Origin of the sequence: Kitasatospora sp. NPDC101157 (genome assembly GCF_044768255.1) — a bacterium.
Lineage (GTDB): Bacteria > Actinomycetota > Actinomycetes > Streptomycetales > Streptomycetaceae > Kitasatospora.
The window spans coordinates 17,540-41,436 of the sequence record NZ_JBIWPL010000011.1; the positions used below are offsets into that span (position 1 = coordinate 17,540).

At 73.0% G+C, this 23,897-nt stretch carries 20 protein-coding genes, 1 pseudogene and 1 riboswitch; of the genes and pseudogenes, 7 read left to right on the top strand and 14 right to left on the bottom strand.

Annotated elements, in window-relative coordinates; all coding sequences use genetic code 11:
* The first annotated feature begins 113 nt into the window (after positions 1-113).
* Positions 114-719: a TetR/AcrR family transcriptional regulator gene (locus ACIRVF_RS22135; RefSeq protein WP_402820297.1), complete on the top strand. Its 606-nt coding sequence runs from the start codon at positions 114-116 to the stop codon at positions 717-719.
* A 359-nt stretch (positions 720-1,078) separates the two neighbouring features.
* Here the strand turns inward: ACIRVF_RS22135 and ACIRVF_RS22140 are convergent, their stop codons facing one another.
* The 4 genes from ACIRVF_RS22140 to ACIRVF_RS22155 form a co-directional block, all read right to left on the bottom strand.
* Entirely contained in the window at positions 1,079-2,134 is a 1,056-nt protein-coding gene (locus tag ACIRVF_RS22140; protein ID WP_402820299.1) for a LacI family DNA-binding transcriptional regulator, read from the bottom strand.
* A gap of 59 nt (positions 2,135-2,193) precedes the next feature.
* Positions 2,194-2,853 (bottom strand): hypothetical protein, encoded by a 660-nt coding sequence (locus ACIRVF_RS22145; protein WP_402820301.1) that lies wholly within the window; start codon positions 2,851-2,853, stop codon positions 2,194-2,196.
* Between the two features lie 551 nt (positions 2,854-3,404).
* Positions 3,405-4,313, bottom strand: coding sequence for a CAP domain-containing protein (locus tag ACIRVF_RS22150; RefSeq protein ID WP_402820304.1), 909 nt, complete (start codon positions 4,311-4,313; stop codon positions 3,405-3,407).
* Between the two features lie 2 nt (positions 4,314-4,315).
* Positions 4,316-4,484, bottom strand: a riboswitch (cyclic di-AMP (ydaO/yuaA leader).
* A 590-nt stretch (positions 4,485-5,074) separates the two neighbouring features.
* On the bottom strand, positions 5,075-6,001 hold the full coding sequence (locus ACIRVF_RS22155; RefSeq protein ID WP_402820306.1) for a hypothetical protein: 927 nt from the start codon (positions 5,999-6,001) through the stop codon (positions 5,075-5,077).
* Between the two features lie 362 nt (positions 6,002-6,363).
* Between ACIRVF_RS22155 and ACIRVF_RS22160 the strand changes: the two genes are divergently transcribed.
* Complete coding sequence (locus tag ACIRVF_RS22160; protein WP_402820307.1) at positions 6,364-6,669, top strand: hypothetical protein; 306 nt, start codon at positions 6,364-6,366, stop codon at positions 6,667-6,669.
* Positions 6,670-6,991: 322 nt separating this feature from the next.
* Here the strand turns inward: ACIRVF_RS22160 and ACIRVF_RS22165 are convergent, their stop codons facing one another.
* The gene (locus ACIRVF_RS22165; protein WP_402820309.1) at positions 6,992-10,309 is read right to left on the bottom strand and encodes an SGNH/GDSL hydrolase family protein; all 3,318 of its coding nucleotides are present in this window, start codon (positions 10,307-10,309) and stop codon (positions 6,992-6,994) included.
* A gap of 73 nt (positions 10,310-10,382) precedes the next feature.
* Here ACIRVF_RS22165 and ACIRVF_RS22170 point away from each other — a divergent pair, with 73 nt between their 5' ends.
* Positions 10,383-10,553 carry a hypothetical protein gene (locus tag ACIRVF_RS22170; RefSeq protein ID WP_402820311.1) on the top strand — a complete coding sequence of 57 codons (171 nt, stop codon included), beginning with the start codon at positions 10,383-10,385 and terminating at the stop codon, positions 10,551-10,553.
* A gap of 324 nt (positions 10,554-10,877) precedes the next feature.
* Here ACIRVF_RS22170 and ACIRVF_RS22175 read toward each other — a convergent pair whose 3' ends face one another.
* Positions 10,878-12,158, bottom strand: coding sequence for a PP2C family protein-serine/threonine phosphatase (locus tag ACIRVF_RS22175; RefSeq protein ID WP_402820712.1), 1,281 nt, complete (start codon positions 12,156-12,158; stop codon positions 10,878-10,880).
* 468 nt (positions 12,159-12,626) lie between these two features.
* Here ACIRVF_RS22175 and ACIRVF_RS22180 point away from each other — a divergent pair, with 468 nt between their 5' ends.
* Positions 12,627-13,682 carry an NAD-dependent epimerase/dehydratase family protein gene (locus tag ACIRVF_RS22180; protein ID WP_402820313.1) on the top strand — a complete coding sequence of 352 codons (1,056 nt, stop codon included), beginning with the start codon at positions 12,627-12,629 and terminating at the stop codon, positions 13,680-13,682.
* Positions 13,683-13,684: 2 nt separating this feature from the next.
* On the opposite strand, the gene ACIRVF_RS22185 is transcribed toward ACIRVF_RS22180, so the two are convergent.
* Both ACIRVF_RS22185 and ACIRVF_RS22190 read right to left on the bottom strand, forming a co-directional pair.
* On the bottom strand, positions 13,685-14,842 hold the full coding sequence (locus ACIRVF_RS22185; RefSeq protein ID WP_402820316.1) for a sensor histidine kinase: 1,158 nt from the start codon (positions 14,840-14,842) through the stop codon (positions 13,685-13,687).
* Positions 14,839-15,642 carry a response regulator transcription factor gene (locus ACIRVF_RS22190; protein WP_402820319.1) on the bottom strand — a complete coding sequence of 268 codons (804 nt, stop codon included), beginning with the start codon at positions 15,640-15,642 and terminating at the stop codon, positions 14,839-14,841. Before ACIRVF_RS22190 ends, ACIRVF_RS22185 begins: the two co-directional genes overlap by 4 nt.
* Before the next feature lie 152 nt (positions 15,643-15,794).
* On the opposite strand from ACIRVF_RS22190, the pseudogene ACIRVF_RS22195 reads away from it, so the two are divergent.
* From ACIRVF_RS22195 to ACIRVF_RS22205, 3 genes and pseudogenes are all read left to right on the top strand, one after another.
* Positions 15,795-16,505, top strand: a pseudogene (locus tag ACIRVF_RS22195) (glycosyltransferase family 2 protein); the annotation flags it as partial.
* 99 nt (positions 16,506-16,604) lie between these two features.
* Positions 16,605-17,132 (top strand): DUF2064 domain-containing protein, encoded by a 528-nt coding sequence (locus ACIRVF_RS22200; protein WP_402820715.1) that lies wholly within the window; start codon positions 16,605-16,607, stop codon positions 17,130-17,132.
* On the top strand, positions 17,129-17,785 hold the full coding sequence (locus ACIRVF_RS22205) for a class I SAM-dependent methyltransferase (protein ID WP_360429367.1): 657 nt from the start codon (positions 17,129-17,131) through the stop codon (positions 17,783-17,785). The genes ACIRVF_RS22200 and ACIRVF_RS22205 overlap by 4 nt, the downstream gene beginning before the upstream one ends.
* Positions 17,786-17,870: 85 nt before the next feature.
* Here ACIRVF_RS22205 and ACIRVF_RS22210 read toward each other — a convergent pair whose 3' ends face one another.
* From ACIRVF_RS22210 to ACIRVF_RS22235, 6 genes are all read right to left on the bottom strand, one after another.
* A complete protein-coding gene (locus ACIRVF_RS22210) occupies positions 17,871-18,482 on the bottom strand; it encodes a cytochrome b/b6 domain-containing protein (RefSeq protein WP_402820322.1) in 612 nt (203 codons plus the stop codon).
* On the bottom strand, positions 18,466-19,179 hold the full coding sequence (locus ACIRVF_RS22215; protein ID WP_402820325.1) for a molybdopterin-dependent oxidoreductase: 714 nt from the start codon (positions 19,177-19,179) through the stop codon (positions 18,466-18,468). The genes ACIRVF_RS22210 and ACIRVF_RS22215 overlap by 17 nt, the downstream gene beginning before the upstream one ends.
* Before the next feature lie 54 nt (positions 19,180-19,233).
* Positions 19,234-20,601, bottom strand: coding sequence for a hypothetical protein (locus ACIRVF_RS22220; RefSeq protein ID WP_402820328.1), 1,368 nt, complete (start codon positions 20,599-20,601; stop codon positions 19,234-19,236).
* Positions 20,602-20,704: 103 nt separating this feature from the next.
* Entirely contained in the window at positions 20,705-21,559 is an 855-nt protein-coding gene (locus ACIRVF_RS22225; RefSeq protein WP_402820331.1) for an S-methyl-5'-thioadenosine phosphorylase, read from the bottom strand.
* Between the two features lie 211 nt (positions 21,560-21,770).
* Positions 21,771-22,253, bottom strand: a complete 483-nt coding sequence (locus ACIRVF_RS22230) for a hypothetical protein (protein ID WP_402820334.1) — start codon at positions 22,251-22,253, stop codon at positions 21,771-21,773.
* Between the two features lie 2 nt (positions 22,254-22,255).
* Positions 22,256-23,563 (bottom strand): molybdopterin-dependent oxidoreductase, encoded by a 1,308-nt coding sequence (locus ACIRVF_RS22235; RefSeq protein ID WP_402820337.1) that lies wholly within the window; start codon positions 23,561-23,563, stop codon positions 22,256-22,258.
* Positions 23,564-23,897: the final 334 nt, after the last annotated feature.

A 23,897-nucleotide genomic window follows, 5' to 3' on the forward strand; every position in this document is an offset into this window, starting at 1 on the left:
GACGAGCCCAGTGGGCTCCTGCTGCGCGGTGTCTGGCAAAATGAGAATCCGGAGCACTGCTCCGGATAACGATACGGAGCAGTGCTCCGCTTTGCAAGCAGGAGGTGTGCACGATGTCCACGGCCGACACGCCGTCAGCATCTGCAGGACGTAAGCGTGCCGACGTACGCCGCAACGAGCAGAAGCTCCTGGACGCGGCCGCGGCCGTCTTCGTCCGCAGGGGGATCGACGCCCCCGTGCGGGAGATCGCCGCGGAGTCGGGTCTCGGTATGGGCACGATCTACCGCCACTTCCCCACCCGGGCGGACCTGGTGGTGGCGGTCTTCCGGCATCAGCTCGACGCGCTCGCCGCCGCCGTCGACGCGGCGCCGACTGCCGGCACGCCGTACGAGGTCCTGCGGCAGTGGGTCCACCAATTCGCCGACTTCCTGGTCACCAAGCACGGCCTCGCCGAGGCGCTGCACTCGGACCAGGCGGGATTCGAGAGCCTGCACAACGAGTTCGTCGAGCGCCTGATGCCCGTGCTCGACCAGCTGTTGAAGGTGTCCGCTGCCGCTGGATACACGTGCTCCGACGTACGGGCCTACGACTTCATGATCGCCATCGGCAACCTGTGCATCGGGGTGGAGAACTTCCCCGACTACCAGGCCCGCCGCATGATCGACCTGCTGCTCGCCGGCCTTGCCCGGACCGCCCCGCCACCCGCGAGTGGAACGTGATCACACGGCACAGGTCCAGGTCCGCGACCGCCCGCAGCACCGCGACCTGCGACGCGAGGCGCAACAGGTCCTCGTTGGAGCGTTGGGTGCGCAGGCCGGCGACGGTGCGCAGGTCGGCGACGGCGGGCAGGTTGAGCAGGTCGCGCAGGTCCTCGTCGGTGACGACGGGGGCCAGGACGCGGTAGTCGGCGAGGTAGCCGTGCTCGATGCCGCCGCGAACTTCCTCGGAAGCTCCGTCCGTCTTTCGGCGGTCTCGGGGAGCGGGAACGCCAGCGGCCACGGGGCGCGCGAGTTGCGGCCGTTGACCAGCTTGCTGCCGTCGAAGGCGCCTGCCGCAGGCTCTCGCGGACCAGGGCAGGTCATCCCAGGCCCGGTCCGATGGGCTGCCCGGTGGAGGCGCGCGGAACGAGGACGGGCCGAAGTCGCTCGGAGGCGGCCGGCTGACCGGCGATCAGCCGCAGCAACTGCCGGACCGCCCGCCTGCCCTGTTCGGCCATCGGGGAGCGGACACTGGTCAGCGGGATCGGCAGCTCGGCGGCGAGCGGGGTGTCGTTGAAGCCCGCGAGGGCGAGGTCCTGGCCGACCCGCAGGCCCAGGTCCCGGGCCGCCCCCATCGCGCCGATGGCGGCGAAGTCGTTGACCGCGAAGAGCGCGGTGGGCCGGTCGGTACCGCGCAGCAGGTCGGTGGCGGCCTCGCGTCCGCCACGCGTGTCGAAGCGGCACTGCCGGACGCGGTACGCGGGCAGGGGAAGCCCGGCCTCCCGATAGCGCTCGACGAAGCCGGCGGTGCGGTCGGCGCCGGTGCTCGCGAAGGCCTCTCCGGCGACGACCGCGACGTCCCGGTGGCCGAGGGCCAGCAGGTGCTCGGCCACCAGCCGCCCGCCCAGGTGGTCGTCACAGGTCACGGCGGTCAGGTCGGTGGCGTCCGGGGCGTCCGCGGTTCGCCGGTTGACCAGGACGAAGGGGACCGCGCGCAGGGCCGGGTCGCGCAGCGCGGCACCGTCCAGGTGGGCGTCACCGATGATCACGCCGTCCACCCGGCGGCCGAGCACCATGGTGAGGCGCTCGCGCTGCGTCCCGGGGTCGTCGTGGGTGTTGGTGACGAAGGTGGACAGGCCGTGCCGGGCCGCCTCCTCCTCCACGCCCTCGTAGATGGTCGCGACGACGATCTCCGACAGGCGCGGGAACAGCACGCCGACCAGGTTGCTGCGGCGGGTGCGCAGGCTGGTGGCGTGGGGGTTGGGCCGGTACCCGAGCTCCCGGGCGAGCGTGCGGATGCGGTCGGCGGTCGCCTCGGAGGCGGCGCGGCCGCGCTCGCCGGCCGGGCCGTTGAGGACCCGCGAGACCGTCGACACGTGCAGCCCCAACTGTTCGGCGATGCCCTGCAACGTCGCCGGACGGCCCTCACTCGCCATGCCGACTCCCCCTTCCCCGCCCGGATGTCCTTCCCCCATTCTCGGGGACGGTCAGGAGTTCACGAGCCGTTGCCCGCCGTCAGGTACGGCAGGGACACCAGGGTGACGATCACCGCGATCACGGCGATGACGGCGAGGGCGGCCAGGAGCCCGAACAGGACCGGCCGGGCGACGGAGAACGGCAGCCGCAGACCCGGGTAGGCCGTGCGCAGGGCGCGTGGCCTGCTGTCGCGCTCGGGTGCCACGGCGATGGTGAAACCGGCCGGCCGGAACACCTTGTCGTCCAGGGTCTGCCAGTCCCAGTGCTCGGCGCGCAGCAGCACCGGGGTCTCCTGCGCCGTCCCGGACACCACGAGGAGCACCGACCCGCCCTTGGACCCGAGCACCGGGTGGGCGGTGGCGGCGGTCGGCCGGACCGAGGCGGCCCGGCCCCGGCGATCGGTGACGGTCAGCCGGCCGTCGGCGTAACGGACCCGTTGGCGGCGCGACCGCTGCCGGCTGGACAGGCCGAGCCACGCCACGGCCGACCCGGCCACCAGCACGACGATGAGCGCGCCCGGCAGGGCGCCGACGCCGTCCAGGGCGGCCCGCATGACCACCCGGCCCGCGGCCAGCAGCAGGATGAGGCCGACCACCGGACCTGCGACGACCAGCCGCCGGTAGGTCTGCCGTAACGGGAGAGGACGCAATTCCAGTTCAGGCGAGGATTCTTGAGTCATCGACACCCCTTTCACGAGGGATCAGGATGCCGGTCCCAAACGTTTGGGTCAATGGGAAGGCCAAAGGTTTGGGTTGCCCGGACGGCAGCGCCGAACAGGGGGTTCGACATCGAAGCTCGCTCTCGGCCCAGCCACACCGACGGCTGTGGCTGATACGCGCCCTTCCGGATCCGGCGCACGCCCACCTCGAAGCGCCAAGGTCAGTATCTGCCGGACCCACCGGCCTTCGTCTGTTGGCTGGGCGCCAACTGCCAGACCGATCTGATCGCCGCGGCCCGGGCGGTGCTCGCCGACCCCACCACGGCTGTCGGCGCACAGGTGCGTGTGCTCAGTCTGGTACACGTGAATGGCTCACATCTCGGGGCGGGGGGACCCCGGCGATCCGCCGTAAACGGATGAATCACAAGTTGAAGAGGATGCGTGCCTGCCCGCAGGGCGGTCCTGATCCTCCGGCCGCCTCCGTCCCACGGGCCGGGTGCCCGCGGGACGGAGGCGGCCGACCCGCCCGGACGGGGTCGGTCCGGCCTCGGCCTACGTCCGTGACGGACGGGTCAGTTGGAGAAGTCCTGGGTGAGCCAGACGGTTCCACTGGCATCCCGGTGGACGGCGATGCCGATGTGGGTGAATGCGCTGCTGAGGATGTTCTTGCGGTGGCCGTCGTCCGGCGGCGTCTCGTTCAGCATGTCCTGGGTCAGGCTGACCGCCAGGGCGGCGATGTCCTGGGCCGAGCTGGAGACCCCGCTGCCGTAGCCTATGTTCTCCCCGACGGCGTTCCACTGGACGCCCGCAGCCGTCTCCCGTGCCCCCAACTCGGCCTCGCCCGGGCACTGGTGGGACATGCCGCAGCCGCCGGCCATCGCCTGGTTGTGGGCCTCGGCGCTGCTGGTCAGCCCCGACGTGATGGTGTAGGCGGGCAGACCCTGCGCGGCCCGCGCCCGGTTGATCAGATTGAGGACCTGCTGCACGGCGTCCGAGTTCGAACCGGTCTGCGCGGCCGGGGTGGCGGGTGGGGCCGCGGGGGCGGGGGCGTGCGTGACCGGGGCGGACGGGGACGACGGCGCGGACGTGTGGGATGCCGGGGCCGGGGTCGGAGCAGAGGGCCAGGCCGGATGGAAGCCCTGGGACTCGCCGCCGGGGCGCGCGGCCGCGGATTCCGGGGCGTGGGAGGCCGGGGCGGACGGCGACGGCGAGGCGTGCGAGGCGTCGGGCGTGGCCGGAGCGGCGGGTGGACCGGCCTGGTGGCGGTGCTGATAGTCGGAGTCGCTCTGGTGCCGGTGCTGATGGTGCTCCTGCCAGCCGGCGTGGCTCGCCTGCGTGTGGGAGCCGGGCGCGGCGGAGGCTCCGCTCGCGCTCAGCAGCGGCAGCATGAGGCCGGCGCCGGCGATCCCGGCGGTGGCGGCCAGACGCTGGGTGTGTCTCCGGCGCGCACGGCGATGCCGGCCGGTACCTGAAATCAGCATGGGGCGTCCCTCTGCGACGCCTGCGAGGTGAGCTGTCGGGTTCGGGCCGTGAGGTAGCCCGGCCGCACGTAGCGGCTTCACCCCTAGCCACACCCATCTCGTCCGTGAACGGGCCGAGCAGGGCGCGGCGAACTACCTGGTTCCCCCGCTCCTGCCCGGTGCACTGCTCGACGTCCGGCCGACCGGTGGACAGGACTCGGCGTCCCGGCGGCAGGGTCCGCAGGTGCGGACAGCCTGAACGCTAGGCAGACCGACCCCGAATACACAAGTTCGTATCATGCAGATCACATGGACATCCGACGAAGAACTGACGGAATACCATATTGGCTGATTTAACATCGCATAAGTGTCCTAATCGGACAATTCTCCTGACCGTCGATGCCGGCTGCGACGGCCGCCGTTCCGGGAAGTGCTGGGGCGCAGTCGGGCGAGGTCGCCCGCCGGGCCACGGTCTTCCCGGGTTCGCGTTGACACGGCCCGCATGGACGGCTGCGCGGCGTTCCTTCGGTCTCCGCCTCGTGCACGGCAACTCGGACCCTGGTCCGTCCAGGTCGGTGGGCGAGCGCCCGGAGCCGGGTGGAGCGGCGTTTGAGCCGATCAGCGGCCGGGCCCTGGACCGGGGCGGAGCCGCCGGCCAGATGCGGCACCCGGGGTCCGTCGGAGCGCGTTGGAGTATGCACGGGCAGCGGCGGCGGGTTGGTTCTCCGCCGCCGCAGAAGACTTCCGGACCTGTCTCAGCCGTAACGGCGGCGGGGTGCAGATCAGGCCGTGCCTGTCGCGCAAGCGGTTTCGAGAGCGATGAGGCGGTGGGCGAGGGTGCGCGCCGGGCCGGTGAGGCCCTTGAGGATCTCCCGGGCGTAGGGGCTCCGAGGGTGGTGGGCGAGATCCTGGACGGCGCTCCAGAGTTCCGCGATGCCGGCCAGGCTGTGCTGGACGTGGCGGATGGCGTCGTGGCGCTGGGCGAGGTACTGCTCGGCCATCTGGTGGGCGCGGCGCCAGTCGACATCGCCCGCTTCGACGGTCCGGGCGAAGGCCGGCGTGGTGTCGCCGTCGGCGAGGCGGATGGCGTCGATCTCCTCGACGCGCCGGCGGAGGTGTTCCTCCTCCTGTCGGGAGTCGAGGGCCGCGGTGGCGTCGGTGACGGCGAGGTGGCCGGCGATGACCTGCTCGGCGAGGTCGGGGGCGTGCCGTCGCAGTCGTGCGTGCTGGGCGAGGAGGGCCTTGGCGTCAGCCTTGCGTCTGCGGACGGCGGTGTAGGCGGCGTTGAGGGCGAGGGTGCCGATGCGGACCTGTTCGGCGAGGTCGGGGGCGTGTTCGAGCACGGTGGTGGCGATGGACAGCCGGGTGACGTTGATGCCGCAGCGGGCGGTGTCGGACGGGAGCGAGCCCGGGGACAGTGAGCGTGCCATCGCGGCGATCATGGCGTGCTGGCTCGCGGTGGTGTTCGGGTGGTGGCGGTTGGCGGACACGATCAGGCAGACCGGATCGTCGCCCTGATAGGTGGTGAAGCGGGGTTCGACATCGGCCAGTTCGCAGGCGGCGAGTCGTCCGCGGCCGTCCAGGAGGACGCCGTCGGCGTCCAGGATGACGGGCTCGGTCAGGCCGTTGCTCTCGATGTCCTGGGCGAGGTCGAGGAGTTCGTCGGGGCCGAGCATCGGGAACAGAGCGGTAACGGGGTGGACCTTCACAGTGGGATCTCCTTGATCGGGATGGGTACCGGGGCAGAAGACGCCACAAAGGGGCATATGGTTCAGCGGCCGCGCCCGTCGGCCTGATCGGGCGCGGCGGCGTCGGTGGCGTGCCGGCTGCCCTGCCGGACTCGCGGGTGATGATGTCGTCCCAGTCGAGCCTGCCGATGAGCAGCGCGACCGATCCTGTCTCGGCGGCCATGGCCGGCCGCACCGACGACGCACAGTCCGTCAGGGCGGACGTGGACGGCGTGGCGGCCCCGCAAAATGGCCCGTTCTCTACGGCTTCAAGACACCGGAGGGAACGGGCCCTGCCCCGTACCAGGACGGCGCCGAGACGGCCTGGCCGGTAGCCTGCGGGCATGTCCGTCAACATCGATCTTCACTTCACCGTGTCCAAGCTCGCCGACGCCCCGCAGGCCGAGGCGGTCTCCTCGGCCGTCGGTGACCTGCTGCGCGACGAGGGTTTCGAGGACCAGATCAGCTACGGCCCGGTCGTCGACAACGGTGTGCACTACGTCAGCGGCGAGGCCAGGTACCCGATCATCATCAGCGGATTCGGGCGCTGGCAGCCGTACTTCGAGACCTCCTTCGCCGCCGCCGTGGCCGAGGTCGCCCCGGACGCCGAGACCTCCATCACCTGGGGCTACCCGGACGAGGAGTACTGACCGCCGCTCCCAGGACTGCCGTCCGGTGCGAGCCACCCGCCTCGCGCCGCCACGGCGGCGTGGCCCGAGCAGGCCACCGGCAGCTCGGACACCCCGTACGTGACATGTCGGTGCGGTATCACCGGGTGCCCGCCGCTGCCGACGGCGGCTGGCACCCGCGGCTGGTCAGCGGGCGCGGACAGCCGGGGATCGTCCGCCCACAACAGACTCCCCGTCCGCTCGTGCCGCGACGACGCCGGATCTTTGCCGAAGAACCTCGGCGCCCAGGTGAGGAGGCGGTGCGGCGTTCACCCACCGCCTCCTCACCGGAGTGCGGCCCCTCTTACCCGGCCGCTCCGACCAGCGCGCGCGGGGCCTGGGTCAGGGCGGAGGGCGGTGCGCCCTTCTTCGGGTCCGTCGGGGCCGGCGTCTGGGCCGGGGCCGACGGCTTTGGTGCGATCACGCAGTTGGACTTGCCGGATTCCGCTTCGCCGTTGATGGCGGTGACGCAGAATTCGTAGTTCCAGACGCCGGGGACGAGGTAGGCGATGCCCCGGCTGGTCTCGTTGGTGACGTACTCGTCGGCCTTGAACCCGCTGCCGTCGTGCTTGGACCCGCTGTCGTCGTTGACGTTGCGGATCCAGACGCGGTAACCGGCGGCCCACAGGGACCCGTTCCATGACAGCTGGACGGTAGTGGCGTCGGTGGAGGTGACCTTCAGACCGGTGGGTGCCGGAGGTGTGCCGGCTCCGACGGTGACGGATCGGGCGACGCCCGGCATGCCGCCACCGGCGGCGTTCCAGGTGGCGACCGCGACGAGGTAGTGATGGCCCTCCCTCAGCCCGTCGATGTGCGCCGAATTCCCCCTGACCGCGGTGCTGTTGAGGAACGCGCCGGGGGTGTCCCTGTCCCAGGTGATGATCTCGTACCGGTCGATCGTGTCGGTGTACGGGCCGGTCGCCGCGTCCCAGGACACGTCGACGCCGGTGGCGGTGGCCCGGGTGACGATTCCCTTGGGGGCCGCGGCGGTTTCCGGGTGTGCGACACCACCGACCGTGTGGGACCACTCGGACTTCCCGTCCTCACCGTTGTCGGTACGGACCTGGTATTCCCACTCCCACCCGTCGAGGGTCCAGGTGGTGTCGAAGCGGGCCGCTTTGACCGGTGTCTCGTCCCAGGTGCCGGAGCCCTTGATCCGGTGCCGGACGGTGTATCCGCGGGCGCCGAAGACCGGCTCCCAGTTCAGGGTGATGCCGCTCGGGCCGGAGCTGACCTCGACCGTGTCCGGCGCGAGCGTCGGCCGGTCGGGGACATGCGCGGGAATGTCGATCAGTTGGCTGCCGAGACCGTAGCTGTCGTGCAAGGTGCGCACGAACGCCTGGGCGATCTGGTACTCGCCCAGGGCGTTGGGGTGCAGCCCGTCGTAGCCGGCAGGGCAGTCATGCGTGTCGCAGCTGTAGTTGCCGGCCCAGTCGACCAGGGCAACGCGGGACTTGTCGTTGTTCCACGACGGGATCGCGGCCGCGAGCATGCTGTTGTACTTGGTGGTGTTGACGGGCAGGTCGTCCCGGCCGCCGATGGACGTCCGCTGGGGAACGTTGGCCAGGGCGAAGTTGAGGTCCGGTTTGGCGGCGCGGGCCTGGTCGACCAGCGTCCGCATACTGTCCAGCGTGCCTTCCGGGCCGCTGACGAACCAGCCCATGTCGTTGAAGCCGAGCCCGACCAGGAGCAGGTCGGGCTGGTACTTCGCCACCTGCTCGGCGATCAGCGTTTTGTCCTGCGCCGCCTGCCGGCCCCAGACCGAGAAGTGGTGGGAGTCGAAGTCCTTCGCGACCCCGGGGGCATACGCGCCCGAGGTGACGGGAACGCTCTGAGCCGGTGGCGGGGCTTCCCCCTGCAACGGCGGCACGGGCGGGGGCTTGGGGGATTCCTGAGGACGGGTTCCCTGGTACGGACCGACGAAGTCGACGTCGATGTGCTCCTTCTTGAACCATTCCCAAAGGCGGTAGCGCCAGGTCCAGTCACCTTCGTAGCCCTGGCTCATCGAATCGCCCACCACCATCACCTTCAGTGGCAACTTCCCGTCGCCGGCTCGTGGTTCCGGGACCCAGTCCATGACGAGGGCCCAGCGGATGGCGTCCTGGAACGCCTCGGCGATCTTCTTGTTGCCGGAGTCGTTCGGCGTCAGGCCGTCACCGGACAGGTCCTCGGTGGTCATGGCGTCGGTGTCGGCCAGGACGACGTGCCGTCCCGCGCTCTGCCAGGCGCCGACCATCTTGCGGATCTCGTCGTTGTAGGCGGTGATCCGGTCCTGGACGGCGGGGTCGGTGGCGGGACCCAGGGTGGCGAGTGCCACGACCGTGCCCGGGTTGTCCTTCTCGATCTGGTCGACCAGGTCCTTCAGCCGCTGCGCGGCGCCGTCCTGCTTGCCGTCCCGCATGTCGTACGTGCCGGCCTGCAGCGTCACGATGTTGGGCCGGTACTTCGGCAGGGCGGTTGTGGACCGCTTGGCGATGGCGCTGATCTGCTCGCCGGGAGCGCCCTCGTAGGAGGGGTCTCCCTTCTGCCCCGTCGAGCCGGAGCCGACGAAGTCCACCGGTACGTCCCGCTTTTGGGAGACGAGCGAGATCAGGGCCAAGAGCGAGCCGGCCAGGGTGGCGCCGTAGCCGATCTTCTCGCCGGTGCCGATGGTCGAGTCGCCCAGCGGCATCACCTTCAGCTCCGGCGGTTCCGCCGCCGCGCGCATGCCGTTCCACATCACGGGGTAGTGGTCGCTGCTGCCTGCGTCCATACGGCTCGCGGTGACGTTGCCGACGTTGTCGTCGGAACTGACGAAGTAGTCCAGTTCGCCGCCCCTCTGGTGGGTGGCACGTCGGGAACGGTAGACGCGGGCGCCGATCGGGAAGGTGCCGCGGCGTTGCAGCGTTATCGGGTCGACGTTGAAATCGCCGCCGGCCGTCCAGCGGTACTGCGCGCCCCAGGAGTGGACGGAGTCGCGGATCGCCGTCAGCAGGGTGTTGGAGTCGCCGCCGCCGCCCGACAGGCCGTGCACGTTGAAGTACCAGTCGTCTCCGAACCGGACGCCCAGCGCGGCCCGGCCCCGCTCCAGCGGGTTGGTGACGACGCGTACCTCGTCGGGCTGGTCATTGGTGATGGTCGCCAGGTTCACCCGGCCACCTTGGCCCCGACCGCCGTAGTCGTCGGTCTGGATGAAGAAGATGTGGTACGGGCTGGGCTGCATCCGGCTGGTGAACGGTTGCCACATCGAGTGCCGGACGGTGTCACCGTCCGCGGTGATGACGTCCGCCTGCCGGGCGGCGCCGCTGGGGCCCTGGGGCCCGGCTTCCTGGATCAGGACGATATTGGCAGACCTGGCGTAATTCTGGACCTGCGTGGTCCACTTGCTGGCCGTCCCGTCGCCCTCACCCTGGATGTTGTTGGTGATGATGGACGTCTCCCGTAACGGCGCCGCGGCGGCGGGGGAAGCCCCTGGTACCACGACAAGTGCCGTACCCAGAATCGACAGCGTTACCAGTGCCGCCCTGGATCTGGTCACCAGACGCAGCCGGGCCAGTGCACGGGTGAGGTGTTCCTTTAATACGTTCACCACAGGAAGGTTAATGGACTCTCCATCGATGTGATCTGCACGATCGATCGGCATACGGCGTCCCGCGGCGCACAGTCCACGCGCCCGCAAGCCACCGGCCGGAAGGCCCGGATCACCCTCGCACGGGGTGACCGGGGCCGTGCCGTCAGGTGGGAGCGGCCGGACCCATGCCCGGTCCGACTACCACCGCTGCGTCGGCCCCGGCCGCACCAACCTCGACCTGGACGCCACCGGCGCCTGGTACGACAGCCACTACCAGGGCGGACTCTGCTCCCACCCCGGTGACACCGGGCCCTGACCCGACCTCAACCCGGTGTCGGTAGCGCCCTCCGGACAGCGGTGCCCGTCGCTCGCTCAACCGGCACTCCGGGGCCTCAGGGCCGCCACGGCCTGGCCGGTGAACGCCCAGCCGTCGAGGGCCCCGATGGGGCCTTCGGCGGCGGCGCCTGCTGGTCAGTTGAGGCCCGGTGAGGCCTGCAGGGAGGATGCGAACGGTCAGTAGCGACACAGCGGCGGAGGCAGATCGCGCAGCACGGGGCCCGGGTCCACTACGCGCGGGACGCCTCGGCGGCCGTCGCCGGCCGGCCCGGCGTCACTCTCCGGACGGGAGCGGCCTGTCCAGTCAGTCCTCGGTGGGAGTGCGGATGGCCAGGATGGCCATGTCGTCGTGGCCGTCGCTGGGGTGGTTGTCGGCGAGGGTGCGGACGAGGTCGTCCAGGGGCCGGTGGGCGTGGGCGGCGGCGAGGTCGGCGAGGACGTCCAGGCGGTCGTCGATGGCGTGATCGGGGTGTTCGACGAGGCCGTCGGTGAAGAACAGGACGGTGGTGCCACCGGGCAGGAGGTGGGTGTGGTCGGGGCGACGGATCTCGTGGTCGACGCCGAGGGGGATGCCGGGTTCGGCGTGCAGGTACCGGGGTGATCCGTCGGGGGTGAGGATGAGCGGCGGCGGGTGGCCGGCGCTGCTCCAGTGGAGGGTCCAGCCGTTGGCGGCGGGTTCGATCCGGGCCAGCAGCGCGGTGGTGACGGGCAGGTCGGTGATGGCGTGGATGGTGCGGTCGAGCTGGGTGAGCACCGCGCTGGGCGGGGTCTTGCGGGCGTAGAGCAGGGCGCGGAGCATGTTGCGGGTCTGGGCCATGGCGGCGGCGGCGTGCAGGTCGTGGCCGACGACGTCGCCGATGACGGCTGCGCAGGCGCGGTCGGGCAGGACGACGGCGTCGTACCAGTCGCCGCCGACGGTGGCCGGTTCGGCGGCGGTGCGGTAGACCGCGGCGCCGGAGAACGGGGTGAGGTCCGGTAGCACGGGCAGCAGGAGTCGCTGGAACTGTTCCGTGCTGTCGCGCATGTAGCCGAACAGGCGGGCGTTCTCGATGGCGATGCCGGCTGCTCCCGCGAGGGCGCGTACGACCCCTTCGTCGTCCCGGTCGAACGGCTGGCCGTCACGGCGGCCGGAGAGGTAGAGGTCCCCGTAGATCTCGCCTCGGACGCTGATCGCCACGCCGAGCAGGGTGCGCATGGGCGGATGGCCGGGCGGGAAGCCGACCGAGGCCGGATGCGAGGGAATGTCGTCCACCCGCAGCGGCTCGGGATGGTGGATCAGGTGCCCGAGGACGCCGCGGCCGTGGGGAAAGTCGATCCCGGCGAGGGCCGCGCGTTCGTCGTCGGTCAACCCGGCGGTGATGAACTGCTCCAGGTGGTCGCCGGAGGGGGCGAGCACGCCGAGCGCTCCGTAGCGCGCGTCGGCCAGGTCCATGGCGGTCGTGACGATCCGCTGCAGCACCGTCGGCAGGTCCAGCTCGCTGCCGATGGCCAGCACCGCCGACAGCAGCCCCTGCACCCGGTCCCTCGCCCTGGCCAGAGCACGCAACTGCTGGGCGGTGCCCTCCAACTGATCGTCCAGGAACAGCCGAAGATCCGGCCTGTCCCCCTCACCAGGTGACGTGCCCGGATGGTCCGCATCACGATTCACGCGTCACCTCGTTCATCACCGCCAACGCTACGCACGACACCGTCGCCGGGCCGGGAGCACACGCCCGGCAGGCGTCACCGATCGCGGGAGCCGGACACGGCCGAGCGCCAACCGCTCGGTGCCCCGTGACGCCGATCTCCAGGAGCCTCCCACCAACATCCCGGCGCATACAGGGCTCTCATCCGGACCGCGGAAAACCCCACTACTTCTCACGCCGTCCCACAACTCTCAACCGACCACCAAAAGACGCAGGTCGAACGACCCAAGGCACCCGGTCGACACCACCACCGAACAACCGACCCGCCGCAGGACCGAGCCGGTGGCAGGCTGCTGCTTCTTACCGATGGATGACGCGGCGGCCGCCTTCGGTGGCTGCGCGGTCGGCGGCCGGTAGCGTCGGCGGGCATGAGGATTCTGGTCACCGGCGGCGCCGGGTTCATCGGTTCGACGGTCGTGCGGGCGCTGGTGGCGGCCGGTCACGAGGTTCGCGTCCTGGACGCGCTGCTGCCCGCCGTTCACCCTTCCGGGGTGATGCCCGTGCTGCCGGACGGCGTGGAACTGCGGCGCGGGGACGTGCGGGACGCGGCGGCGGTCGGACAGGTGCTGGCCGGGGTGGACGCGGTCTGCCACCAGGCCGCGATGGTGGGCCTGGGGCTGGATCTCGACGACGCGCCCGCCTACGCGGGCTGCAACGACCTGGGCACCGCCGTGCTGCTTGCCGCGATGGCGCAGTCCGGGGTACGGAACCTCGTGCTCGCCGGGTCGATGGTGGTCTACGGCGAGGGCCGGTACCGGTGCCCGGCGCACGGAGACGTCTCGCCCGGTCCGCGCCGCCCGGACGAGCTGGACGGCGGCCGGTTCGAGCCGCCGTGCCCGCGGTGCGGCGCACCACTGCACCCCGAGCTGGTGACGGAGGACGCTCCGACCGATCCGCGCAACGTGTACGCGGCCACCAAGCTGGCCCAGGAGCACCTGGCGAGCGCCTGGGCCCGAGCCTGCGGAGGCCGCGTCCTGACGCTGCGCTACCACAACGTCTACGGGCCGGGGATGCCGCGCGACACACCGTACGCCGGAGTGGCCTCGCTGTTCCGCTCCGCCCTGGCCCGGGGCGAGGCGCCCCGGGTGTTCGAGGACGGCGGCCAGCGGCGGGACTTCGTCCACGTCGAAGACGTCGCCGCCGCCAACCTGGCCGCGCTCACGGCGGTCGGAGATCGGCCGCCGGGCGGCGCCCGGGCCTACAACGTGGGCAGCGGCGAGGTGCACACGATCGGGGAGATGGCCCGGGCGCTGGCCGCCGCTCACGGCGGTCCGGCCCCGGTGGTGACCGGCGAGTACCGGCTCGGCGACGTCCGGCACGTCACCGCGGACTCCTCCCGTCTCCGCGCGGAGCTCCACTGGCGTGCCCGGGTACCGTTCGCCGAGGGAATGGCGGAGTTCGCGGCGGCGCCACTGCGCGCCTGACCTCAGGTCCGCGCGGCGGGAAGGACGATCTCGAAGCAGCAGCCCCCGGTGACGTTGCGGACCCGGGCGCGCCCGGCGTGCGCCTCGACGATGCCGCGGACAATGGCGAGCCCGAGCCCGGCACCGCTGCCCCCGCCCTCGCTCCGCTGCCGCGGACTCCCCTGGTCGGCCGGCCGGGGCGTGCGGGCGGCACTGCCGCGCCACCCCGTCTCGAACACCCGGGGCAGGTCCTGCTCCGGGATGCCGCCGCAGCCGTCGGTGACCGACAGCACCACCTCGTCGGCCTCCCGGCGGGCGGAGACCGCGACCACGCCGTCCTCCGGGGTCGAGCGGATCGCGTTGACCAGGAGGTTTCCGAGCACCCGGGTGATCTCGCCGCTGTCCACCTCGACGGGCTCGGCGGCGACCTGCCGGCCCTCCAGGCGGACACCGCGCTTCCGGGCCAGGGGATGGGCCCCGGCGAGCGCGTCGTCGACGAGGTCGTAGACGGACACCCGGGACAGCGACAGGGCCATCGCCCCCGCCTGGATGCGCGAGAGCTCGAAGAGGTCGTCCACCATCCCGGTCAGCCGCTCGACCTCGGTCCGCATCCGCTGCAGGTACTGCTGCGGATGCTTCGCGACGCCGTCCTCCAGCGCCTCGGCCATGGCGCGCAGCCCTGCCAGCGGGGTGCGCAGGTCGTGCGAGATCCAGGCGATCAGCTCCCGGCGGGAGGCGTCCAGGGCCTGCGCGCGGGCCCTCGACTCGGCCAGTCGGGCGCTGGTGGCGGCGAGTTCCTCGCTGAGCTGGGCCAGTTCCAGGCCGAGCGGGGGCTCCGGCGCGGCGAACCCGGTGTCGCTGCCCACGGTCCGGGCGGCCGCGGTCAGCGCCCTGCCGCCGGCCACGACCTGGCGGCCGAGCAGCGCGGCGGTCGCCAGCGACACCACCGAGGCCATCGCCAGCACCGTGATGACCACCCCGAGGTCGTGCCGGGACAGGAACATCGCCTGCGCGACGGCGAAGGTCCCGGAGGTGACCGCCAGCACAGTGACGGCGGCGACGCAGAACAGCGCCAGCGCGAGCGAGCGCCGGCGCAGCAGCCGGACGGCCGCCCAGCCGAGCAGACCGGCCCCGCCGGCTCCGAGCGCGGCGAACAGGGCGATCAGCAGCAGGTCCTTCACGCCGGGCCACCCTCCCGCACCGCTGCCGGGCCGCGCTGCTGGTCCGCTGCCGGGCCGCCCGCCTGCCCGGCCGCCGGGTCGTAGCGGTAGCCGACGCCCCAGACGGTGGTGATCAGCATCGGCGCGGCCGGGTCGTCCTCGATCTTCTCGCGCAGTCGGCGGACGTGGACGGTGACGGTGGAAAGGTCCCCGAAGTCCCAGCCCCACACGCGTTCCATCAGCTCCTGGCGGGAGAACACCGTCTGCGGGTGCCGGAGGAGGAACGCCAGGAGGTCGAACTCCCGGAGGGTGAGCAGTAGTTCACGCCCGCCGCGGTGGACACGGCGGGCCTGCGGGTCGAGCGCCATGTCTCCGGAGACCACCGGGCCGCCGACGGGGGGCGCCGGAGCGGCGGCCCGGGAGCGGCGCAGCACGGACTGGACCCGCAGGACGAGTTCCCGCGGGCTGAAGGGCTTGGTGACGTAGTCGTCCGCGCCCAGTTCCAGGCCGAGGATGCGGTCGGCCTCGTCGCCCTTGGCCGTGAGCAGGACGACCGGCAGCCCGGCGCCGTCCTCGGAGGCGCGCAACCTGCGCAGGATCTCCAGGCCGTCGATGCCGGGGAGCATGAGGTCCAGGACCAGCAGGTCCGGGCGATGGGCTCGGGCCAGGGCAAGGCCCCTGTCGCCGTCGGCAGCGCGGTCGACCCGGTGGCCCGCCCGGGTGAGGTAGCCGGCGACGACCTCGGCCACGGTCGGGTCGTCGTCGATCACCAGAATGCGGCCGGGGCACGGCGGTCCTGGGGTGGCGGGGCTCTCGTTCACCCCGCCGAGGATACGAGCCCCGCCGAGCGCCGAGCGCCACGCCGGGTCCGACGTCCGGGTTCCGTAAGCTCCCCCGAACGGGCCAGCGGTGCCCGGACGTCGCACTTCCGTAAGGGCGCGGTTCGGCTTCGACGGGCCGGACCGCGGTTAGCGTGGCCGACGTGATCCCTCCCCTTGTCGCTGATGTCGTCCTGCCCTGCCTCGATGAGGCCGAGGCCCTGCCCTGGGTGCTCGGACGCGTGCCCGCCGGTTGGCGGGCGATCGTCGTGGACAACGGCTCGCGGGACGGCTCCGCGGAACTGGCCCGCTCCCTGGGCGCAACCGTCGTCACGGAGAACCGGCGCGGTTTCGGTGCCGCCTGCCATGCCGGACTCCTCGCCGCGACCGCCGAGCTGGTCTGCTTCATGGACTGCGACGGCTCGCTCGACCCGGCCCAACTGCCGCGGGTCGCCGCGCCGGTCGCGGCGGGCGCGGCGGACCTCGTGCTCGGCCGGCGCCGCCCCTCGCAGGCCCGCGCGTGGCCGGCGCACGCTCGGCTCGCCAACGCCCTCCTGGCCCGCCGCCTGCGCGCGCGGACCGGCGCGCCGCTGCACGACCTGGGGCCGATGCGCGCCGCGCACCGGGAACGGCTGCTCGCGCTCGGACTGGGAGACCGCCGCTCCGGCTATCCGCTGGAGATGGTGCTCGCCGCCTCGGTGGCCGGGCTGCGGATCGCCGAGACCGCCGTCGACTACCTGCCCCGCACCGGCCGCTCCAAGGTGACCGGGACGCTGCGCGGCACCCGGCAGGCCGTACGGGACATGCGGGCCGTCCTGGCCGCACCGCCGCCCACCCTGCTGGTCATCGCGAAGTCTCCGGTGCCCGGGCGGGTGAAGACCCGCCTCACCCCGCCCTGCACCCCCGAGCAGGCGGCGACACTGGCGGGAGCCGCGATCGCGGACACCCTCGCCACCCTGAGCCGGATGCCCGCCGGGCGGCGGCTGCTGGTGCTGGACGGCGAACCGGGTGGGTGGCTGCCACCGGGATGGGAGGTGGTGCCGCAGTGCGCGGGCGGGCTCGACGAACGCCTGGCCGCCGCCTTCGCGCACGCCGCCCGGGTGGCCCCGCGGGCACCCGCTCTGCTGGTCGGCATGGACACCCCGCAGCTGGACGCGGCCGCGCTGGCCGAGCCGCTGTCGGCCGCCCGCCGCCCGGGCGTGGACGCCTGGTACGGGCCCGCCACCGATGGCGGGTTCTGGGCCCTCGGGCTGGCGCGCCCCACCGGGCGACTCGCCCGGCGGCTCCTGCTGGGCGTACCGATGTCCACGCCCCACACCGGGCGTGCCCTGCTCGACCGCCTCGTCGCCGACGGGCTGACGGTCCACCACCTCGACCGGGCCACCGACGTGGACACCATCCTCGACGCGCGCCGGGTCGCCGCCGAGGCACCGCAGACCGCGTTCGCCGCGTGCCTGCGCTCGATCGACGCCGCACCGGGGACGGCCGGATGACCGCCCAGGCCACCGCGTGGGTGGACGATCCGTTCGCCGAGGCCGTCCGCGCCGGGCACGGCCCGCTGTGGCTGCGCCAGGAGGACGGGGCGCGCATCCCCCTCGATGTCGAACGCTGGTGCGCGCCCGCCGCCGCGAGCGACCACAGCCTGCTGCGGCGCTGCCTGCGGGTGAACGCGCCGGTGGTGGACCTGGGCTGTGGGCCCGGCCGCCTGGTCGCCGCTCTGCTGGCCCTCGGCGTCCCGGCGCTCGGTGTCGACATCACCGGCGCCGCCGTGGCGCGCACCCGGCACCTCGGCGGTCCGGCGCTCTGCCGGTCGGTGTTCGACCGCCTGCCCGCCGAGGGCCGCTGGGGCGCCGCGCTGCTCGCCGACGGCAACCTCGGCATCGGCGGCGACCCCGACGCCCTGCTCCGCCGGGGCGCCGAACTCATCGCACCGAACGGGCTGTTGCTGGTGGAGGTGGAGCCGGAGGAGGTGGACGAACGCGCCGTCGTCCGGGTGGAAGGCCCGGACGGCCGCCTGGGCCCGCCGTTCCCCTGGGCCCGTCTCGGCGCGGACGCCACCCTGCGACGGGCCCGCACCACGGGCCTCGTCGCGGCGGAGCGCTGGACCTCGCACGGCCGCCACTTCCTCGCGCTGCGCAAGGGGTGAACCGCGCCGCGCAAAGGGCGAGCGCCCCCCGACGCGGCGGATGACGGGCGGCGCGGTCCAGGGGCGCCGGCGCGGTGCCGCTCGCCTACCGCTCGGCGTCGGTGGCCCGCCACTGCGGGTGCTCGCGCTCGGCCCAGTGCCGTTCCACCAGGCCGGTCCGCATTCCGAGCCGTGACTCCCGGTCCCGCCAGGCCATCCGGACGTGTCCGGCGATCACGACGGCGATGGCGGCCGCCAGCCAGTCGTGCACGAAGGTCGCGCCGGTGCGCCAGGACGGCGGGGCGAGGTGGGTGAGCCACATCAGCAGCCCGGTGCCGACGATCACCAGCATCGAGCCCAGCGTCCACTGCGCGTAGAGCTTCTGCCCGGCGTTGAACTTCCCGGCCGGCCGGTGCCCGGCCCGGGCGCGCACGGCCCGCAGCCACTGCCAGTCCGCCGGGGTGAACCGGCTCAGCCGGGTGACGTCCGCCCGCACCGCCCGGGAGACGAGGCCGAGGAGCAGCGGCACCGGCAGCGCCAGGCCGCACCACACGTGCACGGTGACCACCAGCGGCCGGTTGCCGACCAGTTCGGCGAGCGGCGCGAGGTAGAGGCAGCCGGCGGTGGCCAGGCAGACGCCCATCAGCGCGGCCGTGGTGCGGTGCACCCAGCGCTCGGCGCGGGTGAAGCGCAGGACCAGTTCAGCTCGTCGGTGCATCGTCCCGCCCGTTCGACCGGCCGACCCAGGCGTCGACGTCATAACCGTTGCCCTCCCAGTACCCGGGCTGCACCGCATCGGTGACGGTGATGCCCGAGAGCCACTTCGCGGACTTGTAGAAGTACATCGGCGCGACGTACAGCCGCACCGGCCCGCCGTGGTCGTGCGCGATCGGCTTGTCCTGCATGCGCAGTGCGACCAGCACGTCGTCCCGCCGGGCCTGTTCGAGGGTGAGGCTCTCGGTGTACGCGCCGTCGAAGCAGCTGAAGCGCACGGCCTTGGCACCCGGCTCGACCCCGGCGGCGTCGAGCAGGTGGGCCAGCGGCACCCCCTCGAAGGGGGTGTCCGGCACCCGCCAGCCGGTGACGCACTGGACGTCCTTGACCAGCCGCCGCTGCGGCATGGCCTGGAGGTCGGCCAGCCGGTGGGTGGCGGGGCGCTCCACCAGTCCGTCCACGGTGAGGGTGTAGTTCGTCGCGTCCCGCTCGGGGACGGAGGTCACCACCGAGTAGTACCGGAAGCCGTTGTTGCCCGGCAGCAGCCCGCTCAGGCCGCTCGGGTCCCGCTCCGCCAACGACGACTCGGCCCGCTGAAGGTACGGGCCGGCCGCGACGCCCACGGTGCCCAGCCCGAGCAGCCCGAGCACGACCCGCCGGCCCACGGGCGTGCCCTTGGGGTGTTCCGCTTTTCTGTCCACGGCCCCGATTCGACCAGGTCGGCCCGGGCCCCGGCCAGTGCCGGCGGTGTTCCGTCAGGGTTTCGTCATCTCCGGCGCAGCGCCGCGCGCCGTGCGGACCGGCGCGGCGCTCACGAGCCTGCGCAGCACCGGCACCACCAGGACGCAGACCAGTGCGAGCGCGTAGGCGGTGCGCTGCGCCTGCGGCCCGCCCACCAGGTAGAGCGCCTGTCCGGCCGCCGGGACCGCCAGCCACTCCCACCGCCCGTCGAGTGCCACCAGGGCCACCACCAGCAGTCCGTACCAGGGGTAGCTCGGCGCGACGAGCAGCAGGGCGCTCCCCGTCACCAGGAGCGCGCCGCGCCACGGACGGTGGGGATCACCGCGCCGCAGCACCCACAGCACCACGGCGCCCAGCGCCAGGGCGGCCGCCCACGCGGCCCACCGGTCCGGCACCACCACCCGCAGCAACCCGAACCGGTCGAGGTGTCCCTGCTCGTACCCCTCCTCCCGCAGGTACCCGGGCAGGTAGCCCAGGACGCCGGCACCGGAGACGGCGACGTACGGCAGGTAGGCCAGCACGAACGTCCCGAGGGCCACCGCCGGCACCAGCAGGTCGCCCTTCGTCGGCCGCCGGGCCAGCAGCCCGGACACCGCACCGGGCAGGGCGAGCGCCGGCAGCAGCTTGGTCGCGACCGCCGCCCCGAGCAGGGCGCCCCCGGCACCGGCCCGGCGGCGGGCCGCGCAGCCCAACCCGGCCACCATGAGGAGCGCGCCGAGGGTGTCCACGTGCGCGTCGTTGACCGCCCACACCGTCACGCCCGGACACCACCCCCACAGCGCCGCCCGCCGACTGCCCCGCCCGACCGCCAGCAGCACACCGGTGGTGAGGACCGCCAGCAGCGCACCGGCGGCCTGCACGCCGCGCACCCCGCCGCCGAAGGGGTGGGCGGCGAGAAACCAGGCCTCCGCGACCGGCGGGTAGACGGTGTGCACGGCCGGCCGGTTGATGCGGGTGCAGTCCCCGGCCGCCGTCCGCCGCTCGTCCCAGGTCGCACAGCCGTCCCCCACCGGGAACAGGCCCGCGTCGCGCAGCCGGACCAGCGCCGGGTCGTCGGGGGTGTACGCGTACGGGGAGAGCCCGGCCGCCTGGACCCGCCCGTCCCACACGTACCGGTAGGCGTCGTCGCTGGTACGCGGCGGCGCCAGCAGCCCGGCCGCGGCGACCAGGACGCTCCCGCCCAGCACCAGCGGCACCACGTGGCGGCGGGTCACCTTCCGCAGCAGGAGCAGCGCGAGGACGAAGAGCGCGGCGTCGAGCGCGTACCAGTCGTGGAGCGGCGACCGGTCGGCGAGCGTCCCGCCGCCGGTCACGGTCAGTGCGAGGGCCGCCGCGAGGGCGGCGACCGCGAGGGCGCAGGTCAGGGAAGCACGGGTGGGCACGCGCCCACCCTGCCACCTGTACCTGCCCGCCGTCGGCACCGGCGGGGCCGCCGTCCGGAATCCGTAAGCACCGCGCGGTGGTGGCCTCACCGGTCCGGAGCGGTCAGTCGCCGGGGACGCCGGGGAGGCCGGTCGTGAGGCCGTCCAGGGCGCGCGAGCAGACGCACGCGCGGTCGGTGGGCAGCGTCCCGATGGCCTTGAACAGCACCGTGCGCAGCCGGTCGACGTTGCCCGCGAAGACCTTGAGCACCTCGGCCTGGGTGACGCCCTCGCCGGCCTCCACACCGGCGTCGTGATCGGTCACGAGTGCCACCGAGGTGTAGCAGAGCCCGAGTTCGCGCGCCAGCACCGCCTCGGGGTGCCCGGTCATGCCGACCACCGACCAGCCGTTGGCGGTGAACCAGCGGGACTCGGCCCGGGTGGAGAAGCGCGGGCCCTCGATCACCACCAGCGTCCCGCCGTCGACGGGCTCCCAGGCCGCCCCGCGCGCCGCCTCCAGCGCGGCCTGCCGACCGGCCGGGCAGTACGGGTCGGCCATCGACACGTGCACCACCTCGGGCACCGAACCGTCCGGCAGCGGCAGCCCGTCGTAGAAGGTCTGCACCCGCCCCGAGGTCCGGTCCACGAACTGGTCCGGCACCAGCAGCGTGCCGGGCCCGTACTCCGCCCGCAGCCCGCCCACCGCGCACGGCGCGAGCACCTGCCGCACCCCCAGCGAGTGCAGCGCCCACAGGTTGGCCCGGTAGTCGATCCGGTGCGGCGGCAGCCTGTGGCCGCGCCCGTGCCGGGGCAGGAAGGCGACCCGCCGCCCTGCCGCCTCCCCCAGGAACAGCGCGTCGCTGGGCGGCCCGTACGGCGTGTCGACCCGCACCTCGGTCACCTCGTCCAGCAGCGTGTACAGCCCCGAACCGCCGATCACACCCACCTCGGCCCGCGGCTCCTCCTGATGCACCGTCATCTCTACCACCTCTCAGAGCAAGAACGTACCGGCCACTGTAGGAGCCGGCCACGGCGGACTCCGTGAACCACAGCCTTACGATTCGCGGACGCCGTGCACGCGCGGAGGCCCGCCTCGACGGCCGGCGGCTGGCGTCCGGCGTCCGGTCAGCGGTGTTCCGGGCCGCCGCGGTGCTTCCGTTGCTTCAGTGGGGTGCCACGGCGGGTGCCGCTCACCGCGGCTCGCGTCGCCCGGTCCGATGGGCGGCGCGCAGCCTGAGCGCCAGGCCGACGGCTGCCGCGCCGAACAGGGCCCCGGTGATCGCGAGCCAGCGGCCGAGGTAGACGTCCGCCGACAGCCCGGTGGCTCCCGGGTAGGGCTCGGACAGATCGAGGATGAGCGGGAACCAGACGAGCAGCAGGATACCGGAGAGGAAGGCCGGTACCCGGAGATACCCGATCCACTCCACCGCGGCAGCCCGTTCCCGGCGGTGGCGGAGCACGGCCCGGGCCGAGAGGTCGGCGAGTGAGTACAGGGGCAGCAGGATCAGGTCGTGAGCGACGGCCGCGCCGACGAACCAGATCGCCACCGCGAGAGGCCGGTCGGCCACGAGTCGCTCGACGGCGTACCCGGTCAGCGCGAGGGACGCGACGAGAACGAGCAGGTGCATCGGGCCGGCGCCGTACCAGCGGGTGAGGCGGGCAGGTCGGGCCATGGTCACGTCCTGAAGGTGAGTCGGCGGACCCATTTGGTGTTGTTCACACCGGGGTTGGCGGGAACGATGATCCGGGCGGGATAGCCGTGGTCGAGGGAGAGGTCGGCTCCGTTGACCCCGAGGGCGAGGAGAGAGCGGACGTCGAGGATCTGATTGCCGCGCAGCACCACGGAGCTGTAGGGCCCGGGCGGTTGGACCGACTCCACCAGCACGCTCGACGCCTCGGGCAGACCGGCCATGGCGGCGAGGTCGGCGAGCCGGAGCCCGCTCCAGTGCTGGTCCGCGGTGGACCAGCCCTCCACGCAGGCGATCGGCAGCCAGGCCGACCGCTGCGACATCGCGAGCAGTTGCTCACGGGAGAGCGACTGCGCCGGCCCGGCGCCGTACAGCTCCAGCCGCCAGTGCGGACCGACCATCGCCGACGAGACGCCGACGGAGGCGGCCGTCTTGTTGATCTGGAAGCCGTTCGGACCCTCCCCCGGTTCACGGTTGTGGGGTGCCAGCAGTGCGGTGGTCCGGAGCCGGCCGCCGATGCTCTGCCCCACGGTGACCGCGAACAGGACCAGGGACCCCACGCCCACCAGCGCGAGTGCGCCGCGCCGGGTGATCGTCGGGGCGTCGGGAGCGACCGCCACCAGACCGTCGGCGTCGAGCGGCTCGGGCCTGGTGTCGGCGAGACCGGTGCGCAACTCCCCCAGCGGCGAACGCGACTTCAGGGCGCGGACCATCGTTGCCAGCTTGAGGGCCACGTGGACGGCGAACGCCGCGACGAACACCCACGCGCCGTAGAAGTGGAGGGTGTAGAAGGACCCCGGAAAGACGTAGTGGAGCTGGATGTTGAGGATCCCGGTCACGAATTCGAAGACGACCCCGCCGACCAGCATCAGCAGCGACAGCCGCTCCAGCGCGTGGGCGGCGCTGCGCACGGGCGGCCACTCGAAGAGCTTCGGGAACACCGACCACAGCTTGGCCAGCACCACCGGCACCAGGGTCACGCCGAGCGTCACGTGCACGCCCTGGGTGAGCCGGTACAGCCAGGACGGGTGGGTGGGCCAGTCGAAGAGGTAGAAGCCCAGCACGCCCTTGTCCGGGGTCTGGTCGTTGAGCGGGCCGAGGTCCGGGTTGTACGCGGCGTAGGACAGGGCTCCGGTCACGAAGAGGACCGGGAGCCCGACGAGCAGCACCAGCCCGAACACCGACGTCAGCCAGGGCCCCCGGATCGGACTGCGCCAGAACCCCGGGCGGAACGGCCCGGGCGGTGCGGGCGCCTGCCCGGGCCCGCGGGCGAACGCCGGCAGTCGGGCGCTCACCGCGGCACGGGACCGTTCAACGGCCCGGACCGCGCCGCGCCAGGTGCTGCCGCCGGCCCGGGTGATGCGCCGCAGCGGATCGGCGGCTCGCCACCACCGCCTTCGCCCACCCGATCCACCACCACGCCCAGCCCCGACCACCCGCCACCTCCGCCCCGGACCCACCGTGGAAGCGCGGTTCACCGGCTCCCTGCCCACGGAAGAGCCGGCGATCGCCGGCTCTTCCGTGCCACCACGGCCAGAACCGGTCGACCAGCGCCCGCCGGACAGCGAACCACCAGCGGCACACCCGTCTCGGCGAAGCCGGACCCGACCGACGAGAACATCACCCGGA